Source organism: Microvirga arsenatis (genome assembly GCF_009910705.1).
Taxonomy (GTDB): Bacteria; Pseudomonadota; Alphaproteobacteria; order Rhizobiales; family Beijerinckiaceae; genus Microvirga; species Microvirga arsenatis.
In genome coordinates, this window is sequence record NZ_JAAAXJ010000028.1 from 1 (window position 1) to 26,269 (window position 26,269).

General features: G+C 64.4%; 28 protein-coding genes. 10 read left to right on the forward strand and 18 right to left on the reverse strand.

Annotation, left to right across the window (positions count from 1 at the left end; genetic code table 11):
- Positions 1–97: 97 nt before the first annotated feature.
- The 9 genes from GR303_RS22625 to GR303_RS22665 all read right to left on the reverse strand — a co-directional run bounded on the left by GR303_RS22625 (position 98) and on the right by GR303_RS22665 (position 6,215).
- Positions 98–742 carry a Crp/Fnr family transcriptional regulator gene (locus GR303_RS22625; RefSeq protein WP_161726520.1) on the reverse strand — a complete coding sequence of 215 codons (645 nt, stop codon included), beginning with the start codon at positions 740–742 and terminating at the stop codon, positions 98–100.
- 12 nt (positions 743–754) lie between these two features.
- Positions 755–2,599: an ATP-dependent zinc metalloprotease FtsH gene (gene ftsH / locus GR303_RS22630; RefSeq protein WP_161726518.1), complete on the reverse strand. Its 1,845-nt coding sequence runs from the start codon at positions 2,597–2,599 to the stop codon at positions 755–757.
- 111 nt (positions 2,600–2,710) lie between these two features.
- Positions 2,711–3,058 (reverse strand): mechanosensitive ion channel protein MscS, encoded by a 348-nt coding sequence (locus GR303_RS22635; protein ID WP_161726517.1) that lies wholly within the window; start codon positions 3,056–3,058, stop codon positions 2,711–2,713.
- Between the two features lie 84 nt (positions 3,059–3,142).
- Complete coding sequence (locus tag GR303_RS22640; RefSeq protein WP_161726515.1) at positions 3,143–3,508, reverse strand: SPW repeat protein; 366 nt, start codon at positions 3,506–3,508, stop codon at positions 3,143–3,145.
- 27 nt (positions 3,509–3,535) lie between these two features.
- Positions 3,536–3,877, reverse strand: coding sequence for a DNA-directed RNA polymerase subunit omega (gene rpoZ / locus GR303_RS25580; RefSeq protein ID WP_161726513.1), 342 nt, complete (start codon positions 3,875–3,877; stop codon positions 3,536–3,538).
- Positions 3,878–3,886: 9 nt separating this feature from the next.
- Positions 3,887–4,618 carry an ETC complex I subunit gene (locus tag GR303_RS22650; RefSeq protein WP_161726511.1) on the reverse strand — a complete coding sequence of 244 codons (732 nt, stop codon included), beginning with the start codon at positions 4,616–4,618 and terminating at the stop codon, positions 3,887–3,889.
- Between the two features lie 22 nt (positions 4,619–4,640).
- Positions 4,641–5,024 (reverse strand): hypothetical protein, encoded by a 384-nt coding sequence (locus GR303_RS22655; RefSeq protein ID WP_161726509.1) that lies wholly within the window; start codon positions 5,022–5,024, stop codon positions 4,641–4,643.
- A 74-nt stretch (positions 5,025–5,098) separates the two neighbouring features.
- Entirely contained in the window at positions 5,099–5,620 is a 522-nt protein-coding gene (locus tag GR303_RS22660; protein ID WP_161726526.1) for an Hsp20/alpha crystallin family protein, read from the reverse strand.
- Between the two features lie 91 nt (positions 5,621–5,711).
- Positions 5,712–6,215, reverse strand: coding sequence for an Hsp20 family protein (locus tag GR303_RS22665; RefSeq protein WP_161726524.1), 504 nt, complete (start codon positions 6,213–6,215; stop codon positions 5,712–5,714).
- Between the two features lie 248 nt (positions 6,216–6,463).
- On the opposite strand from GR303_RS22665, the gene GR303_RS22670 reads away from it, so the two are divergent.
- Both GR303_RS22670 and GR303_RS22675 read left to right on the forward strand, forming a co-directional pair.
- Complete coding sequence (locus GR303_RS22670; protein WP_161726507.1) at positions 6,464–6,706, forward strand: hypothetical protein; 243 nt, start codon at positions 6,464–6,466, stop codon at positions 6,704–6,706.
- 34 nt (positions 6,707–6,740) lie between these two features.
- Entirely contained in the window at positions 6,741–6,971 is a 231-nt protein-coding gene (locus GR303_RS22675; RefSeq protein WP_161726506.1) for a hypothetical protein, read from the forward strand.
- 374 nt (positions 6,972–7,345) lie between these two features.
- Here GR303_RS22675 and GR303_RS22680 read toward each other — a convergent pair whose 3' ends face one another.
- The 7 genes from GR303_RS22680 to GR303_RS22710 all read right to left on the reverse strand — a co-directional run bounded on the left by GR303_RS22680 (position 7,346) and on the right by GR303_RS22710 (position 13,957).
- Positions 7,346–7,624, reverse strand: coding sequence for a DUF6522 family protein (locus GR303_RS22680; protein WP_161726504.1), 279 nt, complete (start codon positions 7,622–7,624; stop codon positions 7,346–7,348).
- Positions 7,625–7,758: 134 nt separating this feature from the next.
- Complete coding sequence (gene groL, locus GR303_RS22685) at positions 7,759–9,393, reverse strand: chaperonin GroEL (RefSeq protein ID WP_161726502.1); 1,635 nt, start codon at positions 9,391–9,393, stop codon at positions 7,759–7,761.
- 57 nt (positions 9,394–9,450) lie between these two features.
- On the reverse strand, positions 9,451–9,738 hold the full coding sequence (locus GR303_RS22690; RefSeq protein ID WP_134495545.1) for a co-chaperone GroES: 288 nt from the start codon (positions 9,736–9,738) through the stop codon (positions 9,451–9,453).
- A 188-nt stretch (positions 9,739–9,926) separates the two neighbouring features.
- Complete coding sequence (gene trxC / locus GR303_RS22695; protein ID WP_161726500.1) at positions 9,927–10,367, reverse strand: thioredoxin TrxC; 441 nt, start codon at positions 10,365–10,367, stop codon at positions 9,927–9,929.
- A gap of 89 nt (positions 10,368–10,456) precedes the next feature.
- Positions 10,457–11,014 carry a MarC family protein gene (locus GR303_RS22700; RefSeq protein ID WP_343038501.1) on the reverse strand — a complete coding sequence of 186 codons (558 nt, stop codon included), beginning with the start codon at positions 11,012–11,014 and terminating at the stop codon, positions 10,457–10,459.
- Between the two features lie 95 nt (positions 11,015–11,109).
- Positions 11,110–13,539: an endopeptidase La gene (gene lon / locus GR303_RS22705; RefSeq protein WP_161726498.1), complete on the reverse strand. Its 2,430-nt coding sequence runs from the start codon at positions 13,537–13,539 to the stop codon at positions 11,110–11,112.
- Positions 13,540–13,549: 10 nt separating this feature from the next.
- Entirely contained in the window at positions 13,550–13,957 is a 408-nt protein-coding gene (locus GR303_RS22710) for an Hsp20/alpha crystallin family protein (protein ID WP_161726496.1), read from the reverse strand.
- Positions 13,958–14,262: 305 nt separating this feature from the next.
- On the opposite strand from GR303_RS22710, the gene GR303_RS22715 reads away from it, so the two are divergent.
- Positions 14,263–14,529: a hypothetical protein gene (locus GR303_RS22715; protein ID WP_161726494.1), complete on the forward strand. Its 267-nt coding sequence runs from the start codon at positions 14,263–14,265 to the stop codon at positions 14,527–14,529.
- A 236-nt stretch (positions 14,530–14,765) separates the two neighbouring features.
- Positions 14,766–17,372 (forward strand): ATP-dependent chaperone ClpB, encoded by a 2,607-nt coding sequence (gene clpB, locus GR303_RS22720; protein ID WP_161726492.1) that lies wholly within the window; start codon positions 14,766–14,768, stop codon positions 17,370–17,372.
- Positions 17,373–18,372: 1,000 nt separating this feature from the next.
- On the opposite strand, the gene GR303_RS22725 is transcribed toward clpB, so the two are convergent.
- Positions 18,373–18,837, reverse strand: a complete 465-nt coding sequence (locus tag GR303_RS22725; RefSeq protein ID WP_161726490.1) for a GFA family protein — start codon at positions 18,835–18,837, stop codon at positions 18,373–18,375.
- A 494-nt stretch (positions 18,838–19,331) separates the two neighbouring features.
- Between GR303_RS22725 and GR303_RS22730 the strand changes: the two genes are divergently transcribed.
- The 4 genes from GR303_RS22730 to GR303_RS22745 all read left to right on the forward strand — a co-directional run bounded on the left by GR303_RS22730 (position 19,332) and on the right by GR303_RS22745 (position 23,960).
- The gene (locus GR303_RS22730) at positions 19,332–20,087 is read left to right on the forward strand and encodes a Bax inhibitor-1/YccA family protein (RefSeq protein ID WP_161726489.1); all 756 of its coding nucleotides are present in this window, start codon (positions 19,332–19,334) and stop codon (positions 20,085–20,087) included.
- 16 nt (positions 20,088–20,103) lie between these two features.
- Positions 20,104–20,454, forward strand: coding sequence for a hypothetical protein (locus GR303_RS24435; protein ID WP_201752199.1), 351 nt, complete (start codon positions 20,104–20,106; stop codon positions 20,452–20,454).
- A gap of 171 nt (positions 20,455–20,625) precedes the next feature.
- Complete coding sequence (locus tag GR303_RS22740; RefSeq protein WP_161726487.1) at positions 20,626–21,720, forward strand: glycosyltransferase family 4 protein; 1,095 nt, start codon at positions 20,626–20,628, stop codon at positions 21,718–21,720.
- A 44-nt stretch (positions 21,721–21,764) separates the two neighbouring features.
- Positions 21,765–23,960 (forward strand): amylo-alpha-1,6-glucosidase, encoded by a 2,196-nt coding sequence (locus GR303_RS22745; RefSeq protein ID WP_161726485.1) that lies wholly within the window; start codon positions 21,765–21,767, stop codon positions 23,958–23,960.
- Positions 23,961–24,245: 285 nt separating this feature from the next.
- Here GR303_RS22745 and GR303_RS22750 read toward each other — a convergent pair whose 3' ends face one another.
- On the reverse strand, positions 24,246–24,890 hold the full coding sequence (locus GR303_RS22750) for a TetR/AcrR family transcriptional regulator (protein WP_161726483.1): 645 nt from the start codon (positions 24,888–24,890) through the stop codon (positions 24,246–24,248).
- A 59-nt stretch (positions 24,891–24,949) separates the two neighbouring features.
- Between GR303_RS22750 and GR303_RS22755 the strand changes: the two genes are divergently transcribed.
- Both GR303_RS22755 and GR303_RS22760 read left to right on the forward strand, forming a co-directional pair.
- Complete coding sequence (locus GR303_RS22755; RefSeq protein WP_201752200.1) at positions 24,950–25,417, forward strand: nuclear transport factor 2 family protein; 468 nt, start codon at positions 24,950–24,952, stop codon at positions 25,415–25,417.
- On the forward strand, positions 25,414–25,962 hold the full coding sequence (locus tag GR303_RS22760) for an NAD(P)H-binding protein (RefSeq protein WP_161726481.1): 549 nt from the start codon (positions 25,414–25,416) through the stop codon (positions 25,960–25,962). The genes GR303_RS22755 and GR303_RS22760 overlap by 4 nt, the downstream gene beginning before the upstream one ends.
- Positions 25,963–26,269 lie beyond the last annotated feature (307 nt).

The following is a 26,269-nucleotide window of genomic DNA, read 5'->3' on the forward strand; positions in this document are numbered from 1 at the left end:
TAGGGTCCGTCATGGCGTGGTCTCCAATGGGACCCTGGCGCTCCAACGCCCGAATCCCGTTTTGTGGGCTTCAACACCCGGAGACTACGCCACCCTCTCAAAAGTCCACCACATCCCAGACGGCACCGAGGATCGTGATCTCGCCCCGGTGATACCGGATGAGGCCGGCGTGCTGCAGCGTGCGGGCGACAAGGTTCACGGCCGGCCGGCTCACGGCGAGCATCTGCGCCAAAAACTCCTGCGTTAGTAGGAAAGTATCCCCGTCGCTTCGATCATGGGCCATCAGCAGCCAGCGGGCGCAGCGTTCCTCGACCGAATGGACACCGTTGCAGGCGACGGACTGCATGACCTGCCCGAGAAACGCCCTGGAATAGGTCAGCAGCGCGGTCTGAAAGGCGGGGAGCTCCCGTTGCAGTCCGCGGAAGGACTGAATGTCGATCATGAGGGCGGAGCCGGGCATCTGGACGATCGATCGGTGCAGGGCGCGGTCCGCGCCCAGAACGGCTGCAATGCTGACCATTCCCTCACGCCCCGTGGTGGCGATTTCGGCCACGTCGCCCGCCTCGAAGACACCCACCGTCGAGATGATGCCGCTCTCCGGAAAATAGACATGGGTGAACGGTTCGCCGCCTTCGATCAGTTCACGACCGTTGGTGAGCTCGACCGGTTGGCAAAGCGGCTCGATCTGCTTCCATTCCCGAGGTGGGAGTGCGGCAAGGATGCGGTTCTTGGGTTTCGACATCGGCATGGCACTCTATTCTGCGGCGAGTTCGCTGCGTGCGGAGCCGGCAGGTCCGGCCAGCTGGGCGAGCTCCGCCTCATCGAGCGTTTCCTTCTCCAGGAGCCGCCGCGCCGTCCGCTCCAGGACGTCGCGTCGCTCCTCCAGAAGTTTGACCGTCCGCTGCATCGCCGCCTGGACGATGGTCCGGACCTCCTCATCGATAGCAGCCGCGGTTTCGTCGGCGTAATCGCGCTCCTGCGGCGGCAGCAGGTCCTGTCCGGCCAGGAACGTGCGCCGATCCTTCTCCAGCGCCACATGGCCGAGCCGCTCCGACATGCCGTACTTCGTGACCATGCTGCGGGCGATATCGGTCACGCGGGCCAAGTCGTCGGCGGCGCCGGTCGACAGGTGTCCGAACACGATCAGCTCCGCAGCCCGGCCGCCGAGCAGCACGGCCATCTTGTTCTCCAGCTCGTCGCGGGTCATCAGGAAGCGGTCCTCGGTCGGCCGCTGGATCGTGTAGCCGAGAGCGCCGACGCCGCGGGGAATGATCGACACCTTGTGCACCGGGTCGACCCCGGGCAGCGCCAGCGCCACGAGCGCGTGCCCCATTTCGTGATAGGCGACGATTTCGCGCTCCTTCGGGTTCAGCAGCCGGTTGCGCTTCTCCAGACCGGCGACGATGCGCTCGACCGCGTTGTTGAAGTCCGCCATCGTCACCGCATCGGCCCCGCGACGGGTGGCGAGAAGGGCTGCCTCGTTGACGAGGTTGGCGAGGTCCGCGCCCGTGAAGCCGGGCGTGAGCGCCGCCACCTTCTCAGCGTCAACGTCGGGCGCCAGCTTCGCCTTGCGCATGTGCACCTGGAGGATCTGGACGCGGCCCCTCTTGTCCGGCCGATCCACCAGCACCTGGCGGTCGAAGCGGCCCGCGCGCAACAGGGCCGGGTCGAGGATCTCGGGCCGGTTGGTGGCCGCGAGGAGCACGAGACCTGTCCGCGAGTCGAAGCCGTCGAGCTCGACGAGGAGCTGGTTTAGGGTCTGCTCCTTCTCGTCATGCCCACCCGCATAGGGTACGACGCCGCGGGCGCGGCCGAGCGCGTCGAGCTCGTCGATGAAGATGATGGCGGGCGCCTTCTCGCGCGCTTGGCTGAACAGGTCGCGCACGCGGGCTGCGCCCACGCCGACGAACATCTCCACGAACTCGGAGCCGGAGATGGAGAAGAACGGCACCTTGGCCTCGCCGGCAACCGCTTTGGCGAGCAGGGTCTTGCCGGTACCGGGCGGACCGACCAGCAGCACGCCCTTGGGCATGCGCCCACCGAGACGGCCGTACTGCTCCGGGTTCTTCAAGAACTCCACGATCTCGCGCAACTCGTCCTTGGCCTCGTCGACGCCGGCGACATCGTCAAACTTCACGCCCGTATCGATCTCGACGTAGACCTTGGCCTTGCTCTTGCCGATCTGCATCAGCCCGCCACCCAGCCCAGCGCCGTTGGCAAAGCGATTGGCCAGATAGGTCCACAACCCGAAAAAGATCAGGACGGGCAGAACCCAGGAGAGGATGTCGCGCAGCAGCGTGCTCTCGATCTGGCCAGTGTAGGTGACGCCGTACTGCTGCAGCTCCTTAGCGAAGTCGGGGTCGACGCGGGTGGTGGCGAAGCGCGTATGGCCGCTGGGCAACGGCTCCTTCAACGTGCCCTGGATGAAGCGGTCGGAGATGCCGATCTCCGCCACCTTGCCGCTCCGCAGCAGCTCCTGAAACTGGCTGTAGGGGATCGGCGCGATCTCTCGCGCAGCGCCAAGAAAATACTGGATGACGAGAACGCCGAGGAACGCGGCGATCGCGTAGCCGATATTGAAGCGGGTTTCCTTCGTCATCGGGGTACCTTCCTGCAAAGTTGGTCGTGATGACAGGTTCGATCAGTGCGATCACCGCGGTGCCCGGACGGGGATGGACCCGCGAGGTGCGGGTCCCGCCGGAGGTGCTGCTTAACGGCAGATTGTCCGCCGATGGACCTGCCAGCCCCAGCCCGGCACCCATTCACGCCATTGATCGGTGACGCAGGTTCGCTCCGCAACGGGACCGGCGTAGACCGGGTAGGGGGCTGCGACATAGACCGGCCCCGGCACGGCATAGTAGGGGCGCGTGCTGGCCGCGAGCGCGCTTCCGAGAGCGAACCCGGTCAGGGCGCCAACAGCCGCGGCAGGACCGGGATGCCACCCCACATGATGGTGCCAGGGTCCATGGCGCCAATGCGCTGAAGCAGCGGTTGGCACCGTCACGGCCGAAACGAGCGACAGTGCGACGACAGCAGCTTTGATGAGACGCTTCATCATTGATCCTCTACTCCTCACGTCGAATGCATCGGGGATCGCGCACGGCGGAGGCCGGAGCGCTGCAACGCCCCGGCACCCGGGCATTTAGGCCAGCTTTCCCGGCTTGTTGTGGATCATCCACAGTTCGAGCGCGGCGAGCGCCGCGATGGTGAGGCCCACGCCAAGGTGGATGCCCATCGCGGCGGTCACACCGGAGAAGCCCAGCGCCCACGGGGTGACAGCGGCCCAGAGGCCGAGGGCGAGGCTGGCCCAGCCTTCCCACTCGCGCAGTTCAATGAACCCGGCGAGTGCAACCATGATCGCGAGAACACCGATCAGGCCGGCGCTCCACATGGCCGTCTGCTCGCCCGCGAACCCAAACAGCCAGGGCGACCCGACAAGGAACGCACCGGCCAGCGCAGTGATGATGTTGATCGCGGTGAGTTCACTCCAGTGTTTCAGGCTCTTCATCGTTGACCTCCTTCGTTGAAGCTAGCGTCAGTGATAAGTCACCTGTGCAGGTGCACCCCCATCTGACGATCCAGTGCCATCGGCAATGGGGGAGCTCGGGGCAGGCCCTCGAACGAGCGGCCTGCCGAAATCGATGGCGTCGGCCGCAGTCGCCGAAAGGCGCTCGATCAACTGCTGGCGCAGCGCGCCAGGATCGATCCGTCGGGCGGCGATCTCACGCAATGCGAGCACGGTCGGCTTTTCGTCGCCGGGGTCGACCTGGAGCTCGGCCCCGTTCCAGAGGTCGTGCGCCCGGCGGGCGGCGAGAAGGACCAGTTCGAACCGGTTCGGCACGACCTGTTCGCAGTCTCTCGTGGTGATGCGAGCCATGAGTTCCTCCTATGCTGCGGACCTGCCCTGCGGCGAGGTGTTCAAGGATAGGAGCACCTGCGTCCGCTCCAGCTGATCGAGCATCAGCAGCGCGGACTTGACTTGGTCGTAGCGAGACGGCTTGCCGGCCGCCGGAGACTCGTCGGCCTCCACCTCCAGCAGCCATTCGTCCCATGCCCAACGACGCAGGATCTCGCGCTTGTCGTCGATTGAAAGGCTCGGGTCGTGAACCACCTCGGACGGCGCGGCGAAGACGCTGGCCGGATCGACGAGGGCCCGGTCCAGGTCGGGCCGACGGCCCATGACGGCGACGCCATACTGGGCGTCCATCCAGGCCAGCGCGGCGGCCGTCATGTAGAGGTCTGCCGCCTCACGCTGCTGCGCCTCCTTGCGACCGCGCTCGCGCTCGGAGCGGGTGGCGGCGACCGGTTCGCCCTCGACACGGTACGCCAGACCTTCGCGCTCGGCGTACGCAATCGCCTCCTCTTTCGAGCTGAACCTGAGTTCGACCTGCGTCAGGGTATCGTCGTCGGCCGTCCAGCCCATCAGCGGTTCGATGGTCTGAGGCAGGCGTCGTTCGAAGCGCAACACCCATTGGCCTGTTCCGGCGCGGCCGGAGGTCGTGACCGGCCGCGCGCGGCGAAAGATCAGCGCCTGCGCATCCTGCGGCCACGGCTGACCCGGAATCAGGCGTGACACCGGCGGCTGATTGTGACCAATTCCGATATGGCGTTCGTTCATGGGCAGCCTCCATCAAGCCCGACTAGTGCGGAAGCGTCCGACAGGCGGCCCGCTTGCGATTGCCGCGAATGGCTTGGACCGCGCTGAGGTATTCGCCGGCAGCCGATGGGTCGAACAGCGCGAGCGCCTCAATGACGGCATTGATGCGGGACTTCACCTGCAGGTCGGGCATGACCCTGCCGGCGACCTGCTCGATCACCAGCTCGTCGCGCGCCCATGACAGCAGGATGGTTCGCTTCTCCTCGTCGCTGAACCAGGGATGCTCAACGACCTCCTGCGGGCTCGCAAAGATGTTCACCGGATCTATCAGCGCTTCCACGAACGAGCGTTCGGATACGCCGGGCGATGCAAGCCGAGAGACAGCGGCGGGATTGTTGGCGTCTGGTTTAGTCTCGACCATTTCCATGATCATCCTCCCTCAGACGAGCGAAGGATGGCGCGGGGCAGCCGCGCGGGCCTGCCCCGCACCGCTTCGGGTGGTTAGTGCTTGGCTCCTTTGGCTTTCCCGTTGACCGGAATACGCTTGGCCTTCTCCTGCGCCTTCACGGATTTGGGCAAGGTGACGGTGAGCACGCCGTTGTTGAACGACGCCTCGACCTTGTCCTCCTCGACCGCGAAGGGCAGGGGGATCACACGCTCGAAGCGGCCGTAGAAGCGCTCGCTGAAACGGCGCTCCTTGTCCTCAGTCTCGGCCTTCTTCTCGCCGCGGATGGTCAGGACGTCGTCATCGACGAGGACCTCGATGTCCTTCTCATCCAGGCCGGGAAGCTCGGCCGAGACGCGAACGTCCTTGTCCGTCTCGACCGCTTCGATGCTGGGCCAGTTTGGCATCCGGCCGAGAAGCGACGGAATGCCGCCTTCGAAGCGATTGAACACGTCGTCGAACAGCCGGTTCATCTCGCGGTGGAGGGTCATGAAGGGGCTCAATTCCTCACCGCGGAAGGTGCTGGGGACCATCGATCGTTCGTTACGGCCCCAGGGAATGAGATCTCGCATGTTCATCATCTCCTCCTTTCGTCATCTGGTTTGAACGAGCGCGAGGGTTCGATGCCGGTCGCCCGGCACCGTTGCGCTCGTTACTGAGTGCGTCTGCTTACGCGGCCTTGCTCTTGTTCTGCGGCGCGTGCTCGATCTGCTGAGGCTGGTTGTCCTGAGCGAGCGCCTTCACGCCGGTGCCGGAGGCAATTTCGATCCGGCGCGGCTTGAGCTCCTCGGGGACTTCACGCTTCAGCTCGATCGTCAGCAGGCCGTTCTCGAGGCTCGCGCCCGTGACCTTCACGTGGTCAGCCAGATTGAAGGACTGCTTGAAGGCGCGGGTGGCGATGCCGCGGTGGAGAACCTGCACGCCTTCGGGCTCAGGATGCTTCTGGCCATTCACGAAGAGCGTGTTTTCCTGCTGAACGAGCTCGATCTCGTCGGGCGAGAAGCCGGCGACCGCCATGGTGATGCGATACTGGTCATCGCCCGCCTTCTCGATGTTATAGGGCGGCCAGTTGGTCATCGGCTCAACCCGGCTGACCTGATCGAGCATGTCGATCAGGCGATCGAAGCCGACCGTCGAGCGGAAAAGGGGAGAGAGATCGAAAGTTGTTCTCATAGCTACATCCTCCATTGAGCAACGTAACCATAAGAGCGCCGGACACCCGCCGGCGCCCGAGATGCCAAGCTCTTGAAAAGCCTTGGCAATCATCGAGGTGGGAATGCCCCCGCGGCGTGTCAAGACCCCGCCCCGCGGCAAGACCATAGGATTTGTCGAGCCTCTGCGCAGCCGATCTCTTTGGTCTTGATGATGGGCAAACCGATCCCACATCGGAGCCGGTTTCCCCGTCACACAGGAGATCGCACATGACCGACACGCTGACGCGAGACGAGGTGAGGGCGCTCATCGGGCGTTCGGACGATCGGGTGGTGACCGAAGTCCTCGCCATGGGCGCAAGCCGGGCCGAACTGGCCGAGGCGCGGGCGTGGCTTGAGAACGATGAAGCCATGCTGAACGAGGGCAGGCCGACTCCCTCCGGTCGCGTCGCCCGTTTGGTCGAGATGCTCCAAGCCGATGACGAGGATCTTCCTGCAATTCCAAGGCTCTGAAAGTCTGTTCTCGGATCGGAAGAGGATTCCTGCCATGACAACGGGATACTTCTTCGTCAAGCTTCGCGGCGCCGATGATGTATCCGGGCTCATTCTTCCGGACATTGGCGATCGCAATGCCCTGCGCCGCAAAGGAGCCGAGCTTCTCTTCCATCTCCACGCGGCTCCGATGCGTCCGGACGAGATCGAACTCGTGCCGTACTTTCCGCCGCAGTCAGAGACTGTTCTGGTCCGTCAGTCCAATCAGCAGGTTGGGCTGACGTGACTTCGCTCTGTTAGGTGGAGACTGTAGAGTTTCCTGGCTGACGGGAGATGCCGTTAGCAACGGCAGGCGTTCGTGCTGAGAGACAATCGTTCGCGTTCGACTTGTCGGAACCGCCTCGGGGCAATTTTCGTTGCCTCTCTGTAGACTTCCGGATTGGTACGAGGTCCGCTCGGGTGGCACTGGTCCCCCAGGACGTTTTCCTTAGCTGATCTGTACCGGGTCTACGCGGCACGAACCGGGCTCTCCCGATTGAGTGCCCGAAGCCCAGGGTGCAACGCTCTGGGCTTTGTTATGAACGCTGTCGATTGGCCCGCGCAAACCACAATGCCTGGTGGCGATGTCTTCAGAGAGCAGAGAGCGGGCTCGGTCAAGGGTTATGTCAGTGGATCTCCAGAAGGAGTTTCACTCTTCCCTCCGGTCTCCTCTTGGATGATCGAGCCATCGGCGCCAATGATTGCCCGCCAGACTGCTCCGCCGCATCGCACCGTCAACCGCGATAATCCCGCATCCTCGCCCTGGCCGGTCTCCACCAGGCTTGTCACAAGACCCGCTTTCATGCGGCGGCGGAGTTCGTCAGCGGACAGAGCGAGCTTTTGGGCAAGCTCGTCAGGATCCAGCACGTAGTCACCGCGACCGTCGCGCTCGATACGCATCGGACGAACTCCAGTTGAGCCTGCCACTGATCCAGCAGGGCGCTATGGAGATACTTCTCCTCGTCTGCCATCGCGAACGGCTGAAAGGGGGCCAGGTTTTGGCCTGGCCGCCCTCCGTGCCATTTCGTGTTCGCTTAGAAGTCCATGCCGCCCATGCCACCGCCCGGCATGGCCGGAGCAGCCTCCTTCTTCGGCAGTTCGGCGACCATGGCCTCGGTGGTGACCAGCAGACCGGCGACCGAAGCCGCGTCCTGCAGAGCCGTGCGAACAACCTTCGCCGGATCGACGATACCGGCCTGAAGCAGATCGACGAACTCTTCCGCCTGGGCGTCGAAGCCATAGCTCAAGGAGTCGTTGTCGGTGATTTTGCCGACCACGATCGAGCCCTCCACACCGGCATTCTCGGCAATCTGGCGGATCGGAGCCTCAAGGGCACGCAGGACGATGTTGATGCCCGCCTTCACATCCGGATTATCGCTGGAGAGCTTGGCAACCGCAGCCTTGGCGCGCAGCAGAGCCGTGCCGCCACCGGGCAGAATGCCCTCCTCGACCGCGGCCTTCGTGGCGTGCATGGCATCGTCCACGCGGTCCTTCTTCTCCTTCACCTCGACCTCGGTGGCGCCGCCGACGCGGATCACCGCGACGCCGCCGGCGAGCTTGGCGAGGCGCTCCTGGAGCTTCTCACGGTCGTAGTCCGAGGTGGTCTCCTCGATCTGCGCCTTGATCTGCGCCACGCGAGCCTCGATGTCCTGCTTCTTGCCGGCGCCGTCGATGATCGTGGTGTTCTCCTTCTCGATGCGAACGCGCTTGGCGCGGCCGAGCATCGGCAGGGAAACGTTCTCGAGCTTGATGCCGAGGTCTTCGGAGATCGTCTGACCGGCGGTTAGGATCGCGATGTCCTCGAGCATGGCCTTGCGGCGGTCGCCGAAGCCCGGAGCCTTGACGGCGGCGATCTTCAGGCCGCCGCGCAGCTTGTTGACCACCAGGGTGGCCAGGGCCTCGCCCTCGATATCTTCCGCGATGATGAGCAGCGGCTTGCCGGTCTGAACGACAGCCTCAAGGATCGGGAGCATGGATTGGAGCGAGGAGAGTTTCTTCTCGTGGATGAGGATGTAGGGATCCTCAAGTTCCGCGATCATCTTCTCGGGGTTGGTGATGAAGTACGGCGAGAGATAGCCGCGGTCGAACTGCATGCCTTCCACGACGTCGAGCTCAGTCTCGGCGGTCTTGGCCTCCTCGACGGTGATCACGCCCTCGTTGCCGACCTTCTGCATGGCCTCGGCCAGCATGCGGCCGATCTCAGTATCGCCATTCGCGGAAATGGTACCGATCTGGGCAATCTCCTCGGACGAGGCGACCTTCTTGGCGCGGGCCTGGATGTCCTTGATGGCCTCGGTGACGGCGAGATCGATGCCGCGCTTGAGGTCCATCGGGTTCATGCCGGCGGCCACCGCCTTGGCGCCCTCGCGCACGATCGCCTGAGCCAGAACCGTCGCGGTGGTGGTGCCATCACCGGCAACGGTGCTGGTCTTGCTCGCCACCTCGCGCACCATCTGGGCGCCCATGTTCTCGAACTTGTCGGAGAGCTCGATCTCCTTGGCGACGGTGACGCCGTCCTTGGTGATGCGCGGCGCGCCGAAGCTCTTCTCGATCACCACGTTGCGGCCCTTGGGACCGAGCGTCACCTTCACCGCGTCGGCGAGAATGTCGACACCGCGCAGCATCTTCTCGCGCGCTTCAGATGAGAACTTGACCTCTTTCGCTGCCATGGGACTCACCTCTGCTTTAATGAAATTCTATTGCGGCCTCGTTGTCATGCGACATTCCTACTCCAGGATGCCCATGATGTCGGATTCCTTCATGATGAGGAGATCCTCGCCTCCGACACGCACCTCGGTGCCGGACCACTTGCCGAACAGCACGCGGTCACCTGCCTTCACGTCGAGGGGCTGGACTTTGCCGCTCTCGTCGCGGGCACCAGGGCCGACGGCGATGACCTCGCCCTGCTGGGGCTTTTCCTTAGCGGTATCGGGAATGATGATGCCGCCTGCCGTTCGCTCTTCCGGCTCAATGCGGCGAACGACGATGCGGTCGTGCAAGGGACGGAATTTCATCGAAACACCCTCCTGACCTGCATTCGAAGTAAATTGCTAAGCTTAGCACTCACAAGTCGCGAGTGCTAATCCGGTATCGACATAGTAAGGCTTCCCTTACCGTCAAGAGCCCGTACGGAGGCAAGCTCACGAAAAGGTTTCGCCCGGCCATATCGCCAGCCGGAGGATGGGATCGGGTTCCGGATCCGTCACCTTCTGCTCGCCTTTGCGATCCAGCGGCGTAGGGAGTTCGGATCCATCATGCCGGCCTGCCGTGACGCAATCTGCCCGTCCTTGAACACAAAGAGCGCTGGGATTCCTTGGATGCCGAACTCCGACGCGAGGCGGGGGTCGGCATCGACGTTGACCTTGACGAAGCGGGCTGCCGGCTCGAGCTCTTGCGCCGCCTGCTCAAAGACGGGAGCCATGGCGCGGCAGGGGCCGCACCACGGCGCCCAGAAATCGACCACGACGGGAATGTCATTGCGGGCGATATGGCGCTTAAACCGCGCGCCATCGAGCTCGACCGGCTTTCCGGAAAACAGGCTGGCGCCACAGCGGCCGCATTTCGCCGCCTGGGCTGGTTTCGACCGCGGCAGGCGATTGACGCTATCACAGGCGGGGCAGACGATGTGGAGCGTGTCGGACATCGTGCAAACTCCAGCTCATGTTCACGCGCACGAATATGTAAGTGCAGCCCTGCGAGGGTACAGGAGTCGTTGAAAGGACAGCGGAGCTCCTATGGAGGCGCAGACCCGAACAGGTTGGCCTCCCGGATGCCATCGATGACGAACTGAACTGCCACCGCTGCCAACAGGATGCCGGAGATGCGGGCGACGACATTGGTGCCCGTTACCCCAAGCAGGCGTCCGAGCGGATCAACGAGAACCAACGCCACATAGGTCGCTCCAAGACACGCCGCCAGCGTCGCCAGGACAGTGGCCCGGGCGAGATCTGTCGCGGCCTGACCCATCAGCAGCACGATTGCGGTCATGCTGCCAGGGCCGGCGATCAGCAGGATGGCGAGCGGGAACACGGCAGTGTCGCCGGGCCGCTGGGCCTCATGTTCCTCGCTCGCCGTGATCGACGACAGGGCGGTCGGATGCGCGAACACGAGATCGACGGCCAGAAGCAGGAGCAGGATCCCGCCGGCGATGCGGAAGGCGCCCAAGGAGACGTGCAGGAAGTCGAGCAGCCGGTTTCCCAAAAACGCGAAGAGCAGCAGCACCAGCCCGGCGACCACGACCGCCTGCCATGCCAGCCGCCGTTCGGGACAGTGGATCCCGGTGGTGAGCACCCCCAAACACGGCGGCCGTCTCGACGGGGCCGATCGTGACGAACAGGAGCACGAACGCGGATACGGCGGTCTCCAGCATCGGTTGGGCGGCGCTCCTACGCAGCCTGCGTGCCGCTCTCGGACGTCCGCGCCGGCTCGCCTTCCAGGGCGGCCGCCAGTGCATCGTCGACCCGCTCCAGCCACACGAACTCAAGCCGCGAGCGCGCTTCCTCTGGGATGTCCTCGAAATCCCGGCGGTTGCGGGCCGGCAGCATCACCCGCGTGAGGCCCGCCCGGGCGGCCGCCGTGACCTTCTCCTTGATCCCGCCCACTGGCAGGACGAGGCCGCGCAGGCTGATCTCGCCCGTCATGGCCGTGTCACTACGGACCGTCCGGTCGGAAAGAAGCGAGACGAGAGCCGTGAACATCGCCACGCCGGCGCTCGGACCGTCCTTCGGTGTGGCTCCGGCCGGAACGTGGATGTGAATGTCGTTCTTCTCGAACATCTCAGGGGCGATGCCGAGCGCGCCGGCCTTGGCTTTGACCAAGCTTAGGGCTGCCTGGGCGCTCTCGCGCATGACATCCCCGAGCTGGCCGGTGAGGATCAGCCCGCCCTTACCCGGTGCCCGGCTGGCCTCGATGAACAGGATGTCGCCACCCACCGGCGTCCAGGCCAGGCCCGTCGCCACGCCCGGCACACTGGTGCGCATGGCCACCTCGTCCTCGAAGCGCGCCGGCCCCAGGATGGCCGCGAGGTCATCGACATCGATGGTCACGTGCTCGGTGCTGCCCTCGGCGATCCGCACGGCAGCGTGTCGCAGCACCCGGCCGATCTCGCGCTCCAGGTTGCGGACGCCCGCCTCCCGCGTGTAGTCCCGGATGATCCGGCGCAGGGCCTGGTCGCTGATCTCGGCCTGCTCGGGCTTGAGCCCGTTCGCCTCCAGCTGGCGCCGGACCAGATAGCGCCGGGCGATCTGCAGCTTCTCGTCCTCGGTGTAGCCGGCGAGCGTGATGATCTCCATGCGATCACGCAGCGGACCCGGGATGGTGTCGAGCATGTTGGCGGTGGCGATGAACACCACGCGGGAGAGGTCGAACGGCACACCGAGATAGTTGTCGCGGAACGTGGCGTTCTGTTCCGGATCGAGCACCTCCAGCATGGCGGCCGAGGGGTCGCCCTGGACGCCGCGCCCCATCTTGTCGATCTCGTCGAGCATCATCACGCAGTCGCGGGCGCCGGCCTTCTTGATCGCCTGGATGATGTTGCCGGGCAGCGCGCCGACATAGGTGCGCCGGTGGCCGCGGATCTCGGCCTCGTCATGGACGCCGCCGAGGCTGACTCGCACGAAAGGCCGCCCCATGGCGCGGGCGATCGACTGCCCGAGCGAGGTCTTGCCGACGCCGGGCGGACCGGCAAAGCACAGGATCGGCGCCTTGCCGTTCGGCGCGAGCTTGCGCACGGCCAGGTACTCGACGATGCGCTGCTTGATCTTTTCCAGCCCAAAATGGTCCTCGTCGAGGATGCGGCGGGCGTCCGCGATGTCGATGGGCTTCTCCTCGGGCATGCTCCAGGGCAGCTCGACCAGCCAGTCGAGATAGGTCCGGATCATCGCCGCCTCGGTGGCGCCCTCGGGCATGCGCTCATAGCGGCGAAGTTCCTTGCGCGCCTGCTCCTCGACCTCCGGCGGCATGGTGGCCTGGGCGATCTTCTCGGTGAGCTCCTGGACCTCCTGAGCGCGCCCGTCGCCTTCGCCCAGCTGGCGCTGGATCGCCGCCATTTGCTCCCGCAGCACGGCCTCGCGCTGGCGTTCGTCCAGGGCGGCCTTGGTCTGGCGGCCGATCTCGTGCGTCAGGCGGAGAACCTCGATCCGCTGGGCCAGCAGGCGGGAGACCTTGTCCATCCGGGGCAGGAGGTCGAGCGTCTCCAGGATCTCCTGCTTCTCCTCGGGCTTGATGTCCATGTAGGTCGCCGCAAGGTCGGCGAGCTGTGCAGGCGAAGTTGCTCCCTGCACGGCCGCGACCAGCTCCTGCGGGGCCTGCGGGAGGAGCTGCAAGGCCTCGATCGCCTGGCTCTGCAAATGGAGGAAGCGGGCTTCGATCTCAGGTCCCTGGGCTTCGGGCTCCGGCAAGTGGAGCACACGCGCGGCCAGGAACGGCTTGTCGTTCACGAAGTCGAGGATGCGGATCCGCTGGACGCCCTGACAGATAATATGGTGCGTTCCGTCCGGAGCCGTCATGTAGCGGACGATGTTGGCCAGCGTTCCGACAGGGTGCATGTCGGCGGGGCCGGGTTCCGCGACCTGGGCATCGCGCTGCATCACGATGCCGATGGGCCGCTCCTCGCGCACGGCTTGCTGGGCGGCGGCGATCGAGGCCGGGCGCCCGATGACGATCGGCGCGATCATGCCCGGGAACAGCACGGTATTGCGCACCGGCACGATGATGGTCGCGTCCGGCGGCAACGGAACCGGCGTGAACTCCTCCTGAGGCTCCGGTGAATGGTTGTTCGGCTGGTTGGGACCGTTGGCAAGTCCGAACAGGATCATGGCGCAACCCCTACACGTCCTTTTCAAGGCTGAAGACGAGGCACCCATTCCGCGCGAGCCGGCGCACGGCCCTGTAATGCCCGGGTGGCAATGGGATGTGTCGCTCGAACCGTCCCTGCGGCAGTTCCAGACGATGGATGCGGGCCGTCCGCAGCTCGGGGGGCAGCAGGCGCCGGCCGGCCACCACCAAGGTGCCGTCCCGGACAACGGCCTCGACCTGGTCAGGCTCGACCCCGGGCAGGGCGATCAGGATAAGAACTTCCCGCTCGGTCTCGATCATGTCGAGGGGAGGCTCCCACGCCGGCGCCCGGGCCTGCGAGCGCTGGAGCTGAAAGAGTTGCCGGTGCATCCGCTCGGCCCGCGCCAGGGCGTCGATTGCTTCCGAGAGCATCCAGTTTGCCGGATCCCGCATCGTCATCCGCCTCCACCGAACGGCTAGGTGTTAGTAAGCCTGACTGTCTTCAAGACATGCCTCAGACATCCCGGTCCGCAATGGCCTCTAACAATGCGCACGGATCGCTCTTGTTTCTTGATCGGTGACGGGGCTTGACCAAATCCATTGTGGCAGCGCGTGCCGGAGGCGGTCTCGCGTCCGCCGTCCAGCGTCGGACCGCCATGGCTGGAGCGCCAGTTCGCGGTGAGTCCGCCGGGGCGCGGCGTTCCATACCAGAACGTCAGCGGCCGTGGCCTTCGGCGGCGCCTACCCGATGAGAGGAGACGACCATGCCTATCAACGATCCTGGACCTGGGACCCTTGATGCCGTTGAGGAAGCAAGTCTCGAATCGTTCCCAGCGAGCGATCCTCCGGCTTGGGTGCCGGTTCGCACCGGTCCGGTCGACGTCGCCGCCCTCCTCGGCAGCAACGCCGCGGCCAGGGCCGTGTGGAACGAAGCGCTTGAGGAGGCGGCCCGGATCGCAGACGAGGCCGGGGCGCCGGAGCTGTCCGGACAGATCCGGGACATAAAGCGCCCGGAGACAGGAACCGTCTGAGCCCGGCGCAGTCGCAGCGGGGGCAGCCGATAGGGCCCTTAGAGCCCGCTCGATTGAGGCGCCGGTGTGCGCCGATGCATTGGGCCGGTCTTGCGAAAAATTGGCCCCCAAACCAGATCGTACACGCTGGCGGCTCCTTTGAGCGCCGGCGTCCTTCGTTGGCCCAATCGGCCAAAGGACATCTTCCTCGGTTCTAGCGCGCCTCTGAGAGGGCGTAAGGTCTGATGGAGGTACAGATGAATTTCGAAAAATACACCGAGCGTGCCCGGGGCTTCGTTCAGGCGGCGCAGAATCTCGCCATGCGCGAAGGCCATCCGCAGCTCTCGCCGGGCCACGTCTTGAAGGTTCTGCTGGACGATCCGGAAGGCCTCTGCGCCGGTCTCATCGACCGGGCGGGCGGCCGCTCCCGCGACGCCCATGCGGCGGTCGAGCAATGGCTCGCCAAGCAGCCGAAAGTGTCGGGCTCCGCCGCCCAGCCGCAGGCGACCCGCGACCTGATGCGCTTCTTCGACACCGCCGAGAAGGCCGCGGAGAAGGCGGGCGACTCGTATGTCACCGTCGAGCGGATGCTGCTGGCGCTCGCCGTCGAGAAGGACAGCGAAGCGGGACGTATTCTCGCGCAGGCCGGCGTGACCGCCCAAGGTCTCAACACCGCCATCAACGCGCTGCGCAAGGGCCGCACCGCCGACAACGCGACGGCAGAGAACGCCTATGATGCATTGAAAAAATATGCCCGCGACCTCACGGAAGCTGCCCGCGATGGCAAGCTCGATCCGGTGATCGGCCGCGACGAGGAGATCCGCCGCACGATTCAGGTTCTGTCGCGGCGCACCAAGAACAACCCGGTTCTCATCGGCGAGCCCGGCGTCGGCAAGACCGCCATCGTGGAAGGTCTGGCGCTGCGCATCGTCAACGGCGACGTGCCGGAGAGCCTCAAGGACAAGCAGCTGCTCGCCCTCGACATGGGCGCGCTGATCGCCGGCGCGAAATATCGCGGCGAGTTCGAGGAGCGGCTGAAGGCGGTGCTCAGCGAAGTGACGTCGGCCGAGGGCGGCATCATCCTGTTCATCGACGAGATGCACACGCTCGTCGGCGCCGGCAAGGCCGATGGCGCGATGGATGCGTCGAACCTTTTGAAGCCTGCGCTCGCCCGCGGCGAGCTGCACTGCGTCGGCGCGACCACTCTCGACGAGTACCGCAAGCATGTGGAGAAGGACGCGGCCTTGGCCCGTCGCTTCCAGCCGGTCTTCGTGAGCGAGCCCACGGTGGAGGACACCGTGTCGATCCTGCGCGGGCTGAAGGAAAAATACGAGCAGCATCACGGCGTGCGCATCACCGACTCGGCGCTCGTGGCTGCGGCGACGCTCTCCAACCGCTACATCACCGACCGCTTCCTGCCGGACAAGGCCATCGATCTCGTGGACGAGGCCTCCTCGCGTCTGCGCATGCAGGTCGATTCGAAGCCGGAGGAGCTCGACAACATTGACCGCGAGATCGTGCGCCTGAAGATCGAGCAGGAAGCCCTCAAGAAGGAGACCGATGCGGCCTCGCGCGACCGGCTCGAGCGCCTGACCAAGGAGCTGGCGGAACTCGAGGAGCAGTCGGCCGCCATCACCGCACGCTGGAAGGCAGAGAAGGACAAGCTCGGCACTGCGGCCGATCTCAAGAAGAAGCTTGAGGAGGCCCGCAACCAGCTCGCCTCCGCGCAGCGCAACGGCGACTGGGCGAAGGCCGGCGAGCTCTCCTATGGGGTCATTCCGGGGCTGGAGAAGCAGCTTGCGGACGTCGAGGCCCACGCCGATGGCGGCGGGCTGATGGAGGAGGCGGTGACGCCCGATCACGTGGCCGGTGTCGTCTCCCGCTGGACCGGCGTGCCCGTCGACAAGATGTTGGAGGGCGAGCGCGAGAAGCTGCTGCACATGGAGCAGGACATCGCCAAGCGTGTCGTCGGACAGAGTGAGGCCGTCTCGGCCGTCTCCACCGCCGTGCGCCGTGCGCGTGCGGGCCTGCAGGACCCGAACCGGCCCATCGGCTCGTTCATGTTCCTCGGCCCCACGGGCGTGGGCAAGACGGAGCTCACCAAGGCTTTGGCGGCCTTCCTGTTCGACGACGAGACCGCGCTCGTGCGCCTCGACATGTCGGAATACATGGAGAAGCACTCGGTCGCCCGGCTCATCGGCGCGCCTCCCGGCTATGTGGGCTACGAGGAGGGCGGCGCGCTGACCGAAGCCGTGCGCCGCAGGCCCTACCAGGTGGTGCTCTTCGACGAGATCGAGAAGGCGCATCCGGACGTGTTCAACGTCCTGCTGCAGGTGCTCGACGACGGACGCCTCACGGACGGGCAGGGCCGCACGGTGGACTTCCGCAACACGCTCATCATCATGACCTCGAATCTCGGCGCCGAATATCTGGTGAACCAGGCGGAAGGCCATGACACCGACGAGGTGCGCGACGAGGTGATGGGGGTGGTGCGCCAGCACTTCAGGCCCGAGTTCCTCAACCGTGTGGACGAGATCATCCTGTTCCACCGGCTGAAGCGCTCGGAGATGGGCGCCATCGTCGACATCCAGCTCGGCCGCCTGCAGAAGCTCTTGGCCGATCGCAAGATCACGCTGCAGCTCGACGAGGACGCCCGCAACTGGCTTGCCGAAAAGGGCTACGATCCGGCCTATGGCGCGCGGCCCCTCAAGCGCGTGATCCAGAAGCATGTGCAGGATCCGCTGGCGGAGCTCATCCTCTCCGGCGAGATCAAGGATGGCGAGACCGTGCCGATCCGCGTCGGACCCGCAGGCCTAATGATCGGTGGTGGGGATGGGCACCCGAGCCACGAGATGGCGGCATAGGACCTGAGGCTCGCAGGCTCAGGGAAGCTTACCCTCGCGGAAACCTGCGGTCCGCATGTGCTTCATCCGTGTGGCCGGCTTGGGAAGCTGGCCACACGGATCTTCGTCATCAGGGGAGAGCAGGGGATGAAGGTCTTGACACCTTTCGTTCTGAGCAGCGTCGTGTCCGGCGGCCTTGTCGTGCTTTCATGTCCGTTGGTCTTAAGTGCCCTGACGTCTCTGCGGTATCCACAGCCACATCGTGTGCGGCCGACGGGCGGGGCCAGCCAACAGAATGGTCAGGCCGCGAGCATGCTGTCGCCGCAGCGAGGTATATCTGCTCCGCGACCCCCATACTGGCGGCATGCCGGCAGGGGAATCCGCGGCAGCCATAAGTGCCGACAGCAGGCTCACGGGCTTCATCGTCCGCAACTGCGTCATGCGGCAAAGCGAGCTCGCACCGTGCAGGCGAGAGTTCGCATGGCTGGTAACGGATCACGGTGAGGTGGTGCCTCATCCATCTACAACGGGAAGCCGCTTGGAGAGAATGGTGCCCCCGATGGTTGGAGGATCCTTATGAATCGGAGACTTCTTACAGCGTTGTTCCTGAGCCTTGCGGCTCTTCCAGCGGCCATAGCGCGTCAGGACCAGACGCTGGTTTCGCAAGCGCAGACTGCCACGTACGAACGGGATCTGAACCGAGCGGAGAACGCACAACAACCGAAATCTGACGGCCGGCAGCGTGTCGGGCTATCCAAGAAGCACGAGCGACTTCTGAGCAGGGACCCCAAAGAAATCATTCCGGATATCTGCATCGGCTGCTAGTCCTAGGCCACAGGAGAGCTGCGGGATGGGTCAGACGGTGTAGACTGAGCCGATCCTTCCTCTGCTTAGTTTTTACCCTCACAGAGCGAATGCGACTTGGCCCTGCGCTCGGAAATTCCCGTCCCACGAAAACGGATCGGGTGGCGGTTAGGCATCGGTAGATGCACTCATTCTGCGAGACCGCCGCGTCGAACATTCAGAGCGGCCGTGCTCCTTCGCGTGCGAGGGCTTCAATCAGAGGTCCATACCCGTCGAGGTCTGGTTGGGTAGCAAAGCTATATACCGCGCAGGTTGAAGCCCACGGCAGCTTTTCTGACGTGAAGACCTCGACAAAGGGCACGTACCAATGGTGGTCGTCCAGCATAGTCGCCCGGACTTTGACGACGAGGTCCAGGCCGTGCGGGTGCGTGAACATCCAATTTTTGCAGTGGGGGCAATAGAGCTGCCGATGCGGACCATGCAGACCACCGATCACGGGCTCACGACGCGTTACCGCAAAGCCGTCGCTTGGCACAATGATAGTCAGTGAGTATGCGCTTGCGCTCAGCTTCTGGCACCCGGTGCAATGGCACGCCGCCGTTAGCAAGGGTGGGGCAGTTACTCGGAAGCGTATCCCGCCGCATAAGCACCCACCCTCCCAGGGTAGTTTCCAACCGCTCATCCCTCTGGCCCCAAATGATCGACTTCGGTAATCGTGCCTGACTTCGGATGTGCCCAAGAAAGCCAAGCTCCTTGCGACCAAAGTAATGCAGCATGGCCCCCAAAAAAGGCTCGCGCAATATACCCGCTCGACTAATCCCGCAGATCTTCTGTGGCTCGGCTGCTAATAGTCGGCCCGACGGTGCTCCTGGACTGTCATGGCGCGAAGTCTCCGGCGGCCGACGCTCACAGGTGTGTTGCCGGATCGCAAAAAATCGCTTGTCCTGCCCTTGTGTTGAAAGCGGTACGACTTGCAAGCGTCGCTGTGCGTTCTCATCTCTTTAGCGTCAAGTCGGCTCCTCGCGGGCATGGCTTGGCCGATGCACTCCGACGAGGCTTAGGATGGACCCTCTCGCGCCACATCGCGGGGCAGAGAAGTCCCCTTGGGCGAGATCCGTATAAGCCTTTTCGAGTCGTCGCTGAACCTGATCGGCAACTGGTATGAAGAGGTTTGTCATGTCTCGGTGGAATGACAATTCTCGCCTGGCGCCATACGGGTTTGGGCCAGGCACATTTGCGCCGGCGCGGGTCGAGTTCGACGCCGGCCTGCGGGCGCACATGATCGGCGTCTACAACTACCTGATGCTTGGGCTTGCCCTGAGCGGCGCCGTCGCTTACACGGTGACGAACACGTCTTTGGGCGAACTCTTCTACTCCGGTCCGCGCGAGCTGACGCCGCTCGGCTGGGTCGCCCTGTTGGCTCCCCTCGGCTTGGTCCTGATCGCTTCCTTCGGGGCACAGAGCCTGTCTCCGGCAGGGCTTCAGGGGATCTATTGGGGCATCACGGCCCTCCAGGGTATTGGCCTTGCGGCTTTGCTCCAGGCCTATACCGGGGAGAGCGTCACCCGCGTCTTCTTCATCACGGCCGCGTGCTTCGGCGCCCTGAGCCTGTGGGGCTACACCACACGCAGCCAACTCTCCGGCTGGGGCTCGTTCCTGCTCATGGGCCTGGTCGGGTTGATCCTCGCCTCGGTGGTCAACCTGTTCCTCGCGAGTTCGGCCCTGCAGTTCACGATCACGGTCATCGGCCTGTTCGTGTTCGCGGGCCTGACCGCGTGGGACACCCAGCGGATTAAGGAGGAGTACGTCGCGGGCCTCGCCCACGGGGACGCCGCGCTCACCAGCAGGGTCTTCGGGGCGCTGAGCCTCTACCTCAACTTCCTCAACCTGTTCCAGCTTCTGCTGTCCCTTCTGGGTCAACGGGAGGAGTAACCGGACGGAGGAAGCGATGCCCCTGACCGGACGTTTCAATCTCCGCCGCACCATGGGCGGCAAGATCGTGCTGCAGGTCGAGGAGGAGGTCAGACGGCTTTGGCCGTTCTCCCGCAAGCAGCCGACGAAGAGGCGCTGGCGCGACGCGACCGTGATGGATCTGGCACAGCCAGAGCTGCGCCCGCTCATGGACCTCCGCCACAAGTCCGGGTTCGAATGGCTCGGGATCTATGGCCAGCTCGACCCGGCGCGGCGAACCGGAGCGGCCCGCATGTCACCGGAGAACCGCCCGTCGCTTAGCGTCGTTCCCGAGCCTCGGCCCAAGGCAAACGCCTCGGCGGCTGAGCACCTGCACCTCGCCGCCTAGGCCGGTGGGAAGAGGATCTGCCGGGACGGCATCAGCTTCACCTGCCGTCCCGGCTCTTGCAAGCTTGAGCATAGTTCCTATCTCGAAAACGCCTTGTGCCGCGCGCCCCGAACTTCCGCGGCCGCGCGCATCTCAATCGTCGATCCTTCGCTCTTCGAGGAGGTCTTGCCGATGAAGATTGCCCAGGTGGCTCCTTTGTACGAACGTGTTCCGCCCAAACTCTACGGGGGAACCGAGCGGATCGTCTCCTATCTCACCGAGGAACTGGTGCGGCAGGGACACGAGGTGACCCTGTTCGCCTCCGGTGACTCGATCACGAAGGCCGAGCTCGTGCGCTGCTGCGACCTGGCGCTCCGGCTCAATCCGGTCGTCAAGGACCCGCTGCCTTACCACATCATGATGCTGGAGCAGGTGAGGCAGCGCGCGCATGAGTTCGACGTCATCCACTTCCACATCGACCTGTTGCACTTCCCGCTCATACGCGAGTTCGCCGACAGGACCGTGACGACGACCCACGGCCGGCTTGATCTCGTTGATCTCGCCCCCTTCTACAGGATGTTTCCGGACATTCCGCTCGTCTCCATCTCGGACGATCAGCGCAAGCCCATCGCCCACGCCAACTGGGTCGGCACCGTCCACCATGGGTTGCCGAAAAACCTCCTGCCTTTCCGTGCAGCCGCGACGGGAGGGTACCTTGCCTTCCTGGGACGGATCTCGCCAGAGAAACGGCCCGACCGCGCGATCGAAATCGCCGCGAAGGCCAGGATGCCCCTCCGGATCGCGGCCAAGATCGACAAGGCCGACCAGGCGTACTGGGACGAGGTCGTCAAGCCGCTGGTCGACGCCCATCCGAATGTCGAGTTCATCGGAGAGATCAACGAGAGCGAGAAGGCCGACTTCCTTGGCAACGCCGCCGCACTGCTTTTCCCGGTTGACTGGCCCGAGCCCTTCGGCCTCGTAATGATTGAGGCCATGGCCTGCGGCACCCCCGTGATCGCCTTCCGCTGCGGGTCGGTGCCGGAGGTGATCGAGAACGGAAAGTCCGGCTTCATCGTTGACAGCATCGAGGAGTCTGTCGAAGCAGTCGCCGCACTCAAGACATTGGACCGGGCCGAGGTGCGTCGCTGCTTCCTCGACCGGTTCACTGTCGAACGAATGGCGAGAGATTATCTTGATGTCTACCGCAACCTGCCCGGCGTGCGCCTCGACGCCGCACACCTGCGCCGTACCAACGGAGCCAGGTCCAGCTTGCATGCGGTGGCATAAGGTCCATTTCCCTGACGTTTGTTCTCTTGTTGGAGGACGACATCATGAACCTGCATGTTGACGCGCCTGATGACGCAGCCGACATCCGCCTGGGTCAGTTCGCCGTTGCGTCGCAATCCTCCCTGCAGGAGCGCCGCCCGCGGACCCTAAAGCACGGCGATACCTTTGGGGTGTTCGACCGCAACGGCGACGTGCTGTCAGGCGAGGGGAGCCCGGACGGGCTATTCCATCGGGACACCCGCCATCTCTCCCACCTGGACCTGCTGATCAACGGGGCCCGCCCGATCCTCCTGTCGTCGACCCTGCGTGACGACAACGCGGTGCTCACCTGCGATCTCACCAACCCGGATCTGTATGACGAGGCCGGCCGCCTTCTCTTGGCACACGACGTGGTCCACATCCGCCGGTCCAAATTCCTCTGGAAGTCGACCTGCTTCGAGCGCCTGCTGGTGCGCAACTTCGGTGACCGGCCCCAGCGCCTGATGCTGGAACTGCGGTTCGAGGCTGACTTCGCTGACCTCTTCGAGGTCCGCGGCACGCGCCGCATGCGCCGGGGAACATTCCATCCGGCGGATGTCGGATCAGAGACTGTCACGCTCACCTATCGCGGCCTCGACGGACTGACCAGAACGACACGCCTGCGCTTCGATCCGGAGCCCGCCCGGCTGGAGTCCGGACGCGCCGTGTTCGACGTCGAAATTGCGCCGCGGCAGCGAGCAGTGATCTTCGTCGAGGTCCGCTGCGACGATGGCCGGCCTCAACGGCGGCCGCGTGAGCATTACCTGTCGTCAATGGTCGAGGCGCGGCGGGCGCTGCGCCAATCCTCGTCGCGGGCCGCTTCCATCGCGACCTCGAACGAGATCTTCGACGAGGCTGTCCGGCGCTCGGTCTCCGACCTCTACATGCTGGTGACGGACACTCCCGAGGGCCCCTATCCGTACGCTGGGACGCCGTGGTTCAGCGCTGCCTTCGGGCGCGACGCCCTCGTCACGGCTTACCAGACGCTGTGGATGGATCCGGCACTGGCCCGCGGCGTCCTCCAATTCCTTGCAGCCAACCAGGCCAAAACCGAGGATCCGACGGCTGATGCCGAGCCCGGCAAGGTCCTGCACGAGGTGCGCTACGGCGAGATGGCTGAACTCGGCGAGGTGCCGTTCCGGCGCTATTACGGCAGCGTCGACTCGACGCCGCTCTTCATCATGCTCGCTGGCGCCTACCTGGAGCGCACAGGAGACACCTCTACCCTGGAGCGCCTCTGGCCCAACATCGAAGCCGCACTGCGCTGGATCGACGTCTATGGCGACCGCGACGGCGACGGCTTCGTAGAGTATGGGCGTCGGACGCAGGAAGGGCTCATCAACCAGGGCTGGAAGGACAGCCACGACTCCGTCTTCCACGCCGACGGCAGCATGGCCCAGGGGCCGATCGCGCTATGCGAGGTCCAGGCCTACGTCCACGCCGCCAAGCGCTCCGCCGCGCGCGTCGCATCGGTCTTGGGAATGCCGGAGCGGGCAGCCTTGCTGGAGACGGAGGCCGATCAGCTGAAGCAGCGGTTCGACAGGGCGTTCTGGTGCGACGACCTCGGCACCTACGCTCTTGCACTGGACGGCCACAAGCGGCCCTGCCGAGTCCGGTCTTCGAACGCAGGGCATGCCCTGTTCGCCGGCATCGCGCTACCTGAGCGGGCAACTCTCGTCGCCGAAACGCTTATGGACGCGTCGTCGTTCTCGGGCTGGGGCGTGAGGACCATCGCGTCGACCGAGGCGCGCTACAATCCGATGTCCTACCACAACGGCTCGGTCTGGCCGCACGACAACGCGCTGATCGCCCTAGGTCTCGCCCGTTACGGCTTCAAGCGCGAGGCGGCCCGGATTTTTGACGGCCTGTTCCACGCGTCCGTCTACATCGATTTGCGGCGGCTGCCGGAGCTCTTCTGCGGCTTCCCGCGGCGGCGCGGCCAGGGGCCGACGTTCTATCCAGTCGCCTGTGCGCCACAGGCCTGGGCGGCTGCGACGCCCCTGAGCCTGGTTCAGGCCTGCCTCGGCCTCACTTTCGACCCGCAGACCAGGACAGTCCGGCTCGACCGACCGGTTCTGCCGGACTTCCTCGACGAAGTCGAATTACGCAACCTTGCGGTCGATGGATGCCGCCTCGACGTCGCCGTCCGCCGCGCAGGTGGCGAGGTGGCGACCCATATTCTGGGCCGGACGGGTGACGTACGGGTCGAGGTTACCGTCTGAGGCGAACAAGGACGAAGCTGAGGTCAAGGGCGAGACCCGGCCCTCAGTCGCTGTGCACCATGATATGTGCTTGCCTCACAGTTTCGTCCTGAAACCTTCCGGTGAAATGTATCGATCATGGAGAGTGCTCCTTCGTCGAAGGAGCACTCGCTATATCATCGAGGTAAAGTCATCCCGCGGCTCGCTTCAAAGAGGTTTGGTGGACCCTCAGTCACATTCGTACTCGGCTCCGATACAAACGCTTTCGATGAAGTTTGCTCAGTAGCGCACGTTTACCTTCCTAGACTAGGATAAGTCTTCAGAGCTAGGATAAGTCTTCAGAGCGCCGACGATTAGATCGGTCAGCCGGTCAAGATAAGCCCTGTCGGCGGGCAGGCGCGTCACGATCATGCGCCAGTAGATCATGCTCCCGAGGAGATCTGTCGCCAAGTCGAGGTCAACCTCGTTCGATAGTTCACCACGGCTCATGGCTCGACGAAGCACCTCCTCCGCCCGCGAACGCCGGTAGGACTGGAGCCGACTGCGGATAGCCTTGGCGAGTTCAGGCGTGCGCGGCAGCTCGGCATGAAGATCGGGCAGAATGCGCGCGACTAAGGGGTGGCGCAGGATACGCCGAAGTTGACGCAAGAGGAGCTCAATGTCACTGCGCAGGTCACCAGTGTCCGGCGCCACCGCCAGATCGCTCCCCACCCGCGTCAAAACATCAGAAACCAGAGCCAGTTTGGACGGCCAGCGGCGGTAAATGGCGGCTTTGCCCACACCAGCCCGCTTGGCCACCGCTTCCACGCTGAGAGCCGCATAGCCTGTCCTTGCCCATTCCTGGAACAGGGCAGCCTCAATGGCTCGGGTGACGGATTCCTGCATCACGGCAGCACCGCTGGGCTTGCGCACGGATGGTTCTCTCTTGACGTCGGAACGGTTGCGTTCCATCCAATTTTCTCCTATATGCGTCGGAACGACACCGTTCCATCCGTGAGGAGTAAAGGTCAATGTCTAAAACACATAAGCCTGCTGGTCTTTCGCGCTTTTCCGACATGTTGAAAGCGGCCCTTGGTCCTTTGGTGGATCAGGAGGCGTCCAGTTTCCTCGACATGATGGCACCGGACGGCGTTATGGAATTCCCCTATGCGCCGCCTGGCGGGGTCACCCGAGTTGAGGGCCAGGAGGCGCTGGCGGCTTACCTCAGCGGCTTCGACAACATCCTCACCATCGAGCGCATGACTGAGCCTACGGTGCACCGGACGGACAATCCTGAGGTCGTGATCCTCGAGTTCGGCTGCATCGGCCAAGGGGTGAAGACCGGCCGCCCCTACAACCAGCGCTACATTTCCGTGATCACCGTCCGAGGTGGGAAAATCATCCGGTATGTCGACTACTGGAACCCGCTGATTGCCTTGGAGGCCATTGGTGGCTTGGATGCCCTGACAGCGGCTCTTGGCACAGGAGGGCGCTCATGAGCAATCCATCCATCCTGTTAACCGGCGGGACCGGTAAGACCGGTCGACGCATCGCCGCTCAGCTGGCTGGCAAGGGCCTCAAGGCCCGAATCGCATCTCCTACGGGAGCGGGACCCGCCGGACACCAAGGAGTACGCTTCGACTGGCTCGATGAGAGCACCTATGCCGACGCGGTGGCCGGGATCTCGGCCGTATACCTGTTGGCGCCGGCTGGCGTTGCCGAGCCTTTGCCGGCCATGCAGCCCTTCCTGGACCAAGCTTTGAAGGCTGGCGTGCACCGGTTCGTTCTGCTGAGCGCCTCCTCCCTGGAGGAGGATGGCCCGATGATGGGCAAGGTGCATGCCTATCTGAGGCGGAACGCGCCCGAATGGGCCGTGCTGCGGCCAACATGGTTCATGCAGAACTTCTCAGAACAGCAGCATCTGCCGACGATCCGGGACGAAGGCAGGATTTATTCGGCCACTGGGGATGGGCGGGTGCCGTTCATCGATGCGGACGATATCGGGGCCAGCGCAAGATCTGTTCCTGATTATACGCTAAGATAGAACAAATCAGGAACTCGCCTTTCCTTGACGATCCATTGTCCGGCGCCGAGCGCACTTACTGGGAGGTAGCAGCCCGGCGCTCTCAGCGATTAGCCGGAACCCTGCTGGTAACGATACCCAGAAGGTAACGTGTGGATACGCAGGGTAGCAGCTGTACGGGGTTCGTAGATCTCGCACCAATGTCCGGCTCCTCAGGAGCGATTGAGTCGACACTATGCGAGGTAATCGATGGCCCGCCGGAAACTCTTAACCCCTGACGAACGCCAGGCGTTGCTCGGGATTCCCGACGACGAGGAGAGCCTGATCC

Coding starts and splice junctions, on each gene's coding strand:
- GR303_RS22740 (WP_161726487.1), top strand. CDS start 20,626: ATGAAGATTGCCCAGGTGGCTCCTTTGTACGAACGTGTTCCGCCCAAA.
- clpB (WP_161726492.1), top strand. CDS start 14,766: ATGAATTTCGAAAAATACACCGAGCGTGCCCGGGGCTTCGTTCAGGCG.
- GR303_RS22635 (WP_161726517.1), bottom strand. CDS start 3,058: ATGATGAAGCGTCTCATCAAAGCTGCTGTCGTCGCACTGTCGCTCGTT.
- ftsH (WP_161726518.1), bottom strand. CDS start 2,599: ATGACGAAGGAAACCCGCTTCAATATCGGCTACGCGATCGCCGCGTTC.
- GR303_RS22750 (WP_161726483.1), bottom strand. CDS start 24,890: ATGGAACGCAACCGTTCCGACGTCAAGAGAGAACCATCCGTGCGCAAG.
- GR303_RS22760 (WP_161726481.1), top strand. CDS start 25,414: ATGAGCAATCCATCCATCCTGTTAACCGGCGGGACCGGTAAGACCGGT.
- trxC (WP_161726500.1), bottom strand. CDS start 10,367: ATGTCCGACACGCTCCACATCGTCTGCCCCGCCTGTGATAGCGTCAAT.
- GR303_RS22655 (WP_161726509.1), bottom strand. CDS start 5,024: ATGGAAATGGTCGAGACTAAACCAGACGCCAACAATCCCGCCGCTGTC.
- GR303_RS22725 (WP_161726490.1), bottom strand. CDS start 18,837: ATGAGCGGTTGGAAACTACCCTGGGAGGGTGGGTGCTTATGCGGCGGG.
- GR303_RS22675 (WP_161726506.1), top strand. CDS start 6,741: ATGACAACGGGATACTTCTTCGTCAAGCTTCGCGGCGCCGATGATGTA.
- GR303_RS22650 (WP_161726511.1), bottom strand. CDS start 4,618: ATGAACGAACGCCATATCGGAATTGGTCACAATCAGCCGCCGGTGTCA.
- GR303_RS22665 (WP_161726524.1), bottom strand. CDS start 6,215: ATGAGAACAACTTTCGATCTCTCTCCCCTTTTCCGCTCGACGGTCGGC.
- GR303_RS24435 (WP_201752199.1), top strand. CDS start 20,104: ATGCCCCTGACCGGACGTTTCAATCTCCGCCGCACCATGGGCGGCAAG.
- rpoZ (WP_161726513.1), bottom strand. CDS start 3,877: ATGGCTCGCATCACCACGAGAGACTGCGAACAGGTCGTGCCGAACCGG.
- GR303_RS22625 (WP_161726520.1), bottom strand. CDS start 742: ATGTCGAAACCCAAGAACCGCATCCTTGCCGCACTCCCACCTCGGGAA.
- GR303_RS22745 (WP_161726485.1), top strand. CDS start 21,765: ATGAACCTGCATGTTGACGCGCCTGATGACGCAGCCGACATCCGCCTG.
- GR303_RS22690 (WP_134495545.1), bottom strand. CDS start 9,738: ATGAAATTCCGTCCCTTGCACGACCGCATCGTCGTTCGCCGCATTGAG.
- GR303_RS22660 (WP_161726526.1), bottom strand. CDS start 5,620: ATGAACATGCGAGATCTCATTCCCTGGGGCCGTAACGAACGATCGATG.
- lon (WP_161726498.1), bottom strand. CDS start 13,539: ATGATCCTGTTCGGACTTGCCAACGGTCCCAACCAGCCGAACAACCAT.
- GR303_RS22680 (WP_161726504.1), bottom strand. CDS start 7,624: ATGCGTATCGAGCGCGACGGTCGCGGTGACTACGTGCTGGATCCTGAC.
- groL (WP_161726502.1), bottom strand. CDS start 9,393: ATGGCAGCGAAAGAGGTCAAGTTCTCATCTGAAGCGCGCGAGAAGATG.
- GR303_RS22670 (WP_161726507.1), top strand. CDS start 6,464: ATGACCGACACGCTGACGCGAGACGAGGTGAGGGCGCTCATCGGGCGT.
- GR303_RS22640 (WP_161726515.1), bottom strand. CDS start 3,508: ATGAAGAGCCTGAAACACTGGAGTGAACTCACCGCGATCAACATCATC.
- GR303_RS22710 (WP_161726496.1), bottom strand. CDS start 13,957: ATGACGATGCGGGATCCGGCAAACTGGATGCTCTCGGAAGCAATCGAC.
- GR303_RS22715 (WP_161726494.1), top strand. CDS start 14,263: ATGCCTATCAACGATCCTGGACCTGGGACCCTTGATGCCGTTGAGGAA.
- GR303_RS22755 (WP_201752200.1), top strand. CDS start 24,950: ATGTCTAAAACACATAAGCCTGCTGGTCTTTCGCGCTTTTCCGACATG.
- GR303_RS22730 (WP_161726489.1), top strand. CDS start 19,332: ATGTCTCGGTGGAATGACAATTCTCGCCTGGCGCCATACGGGTTTGGG.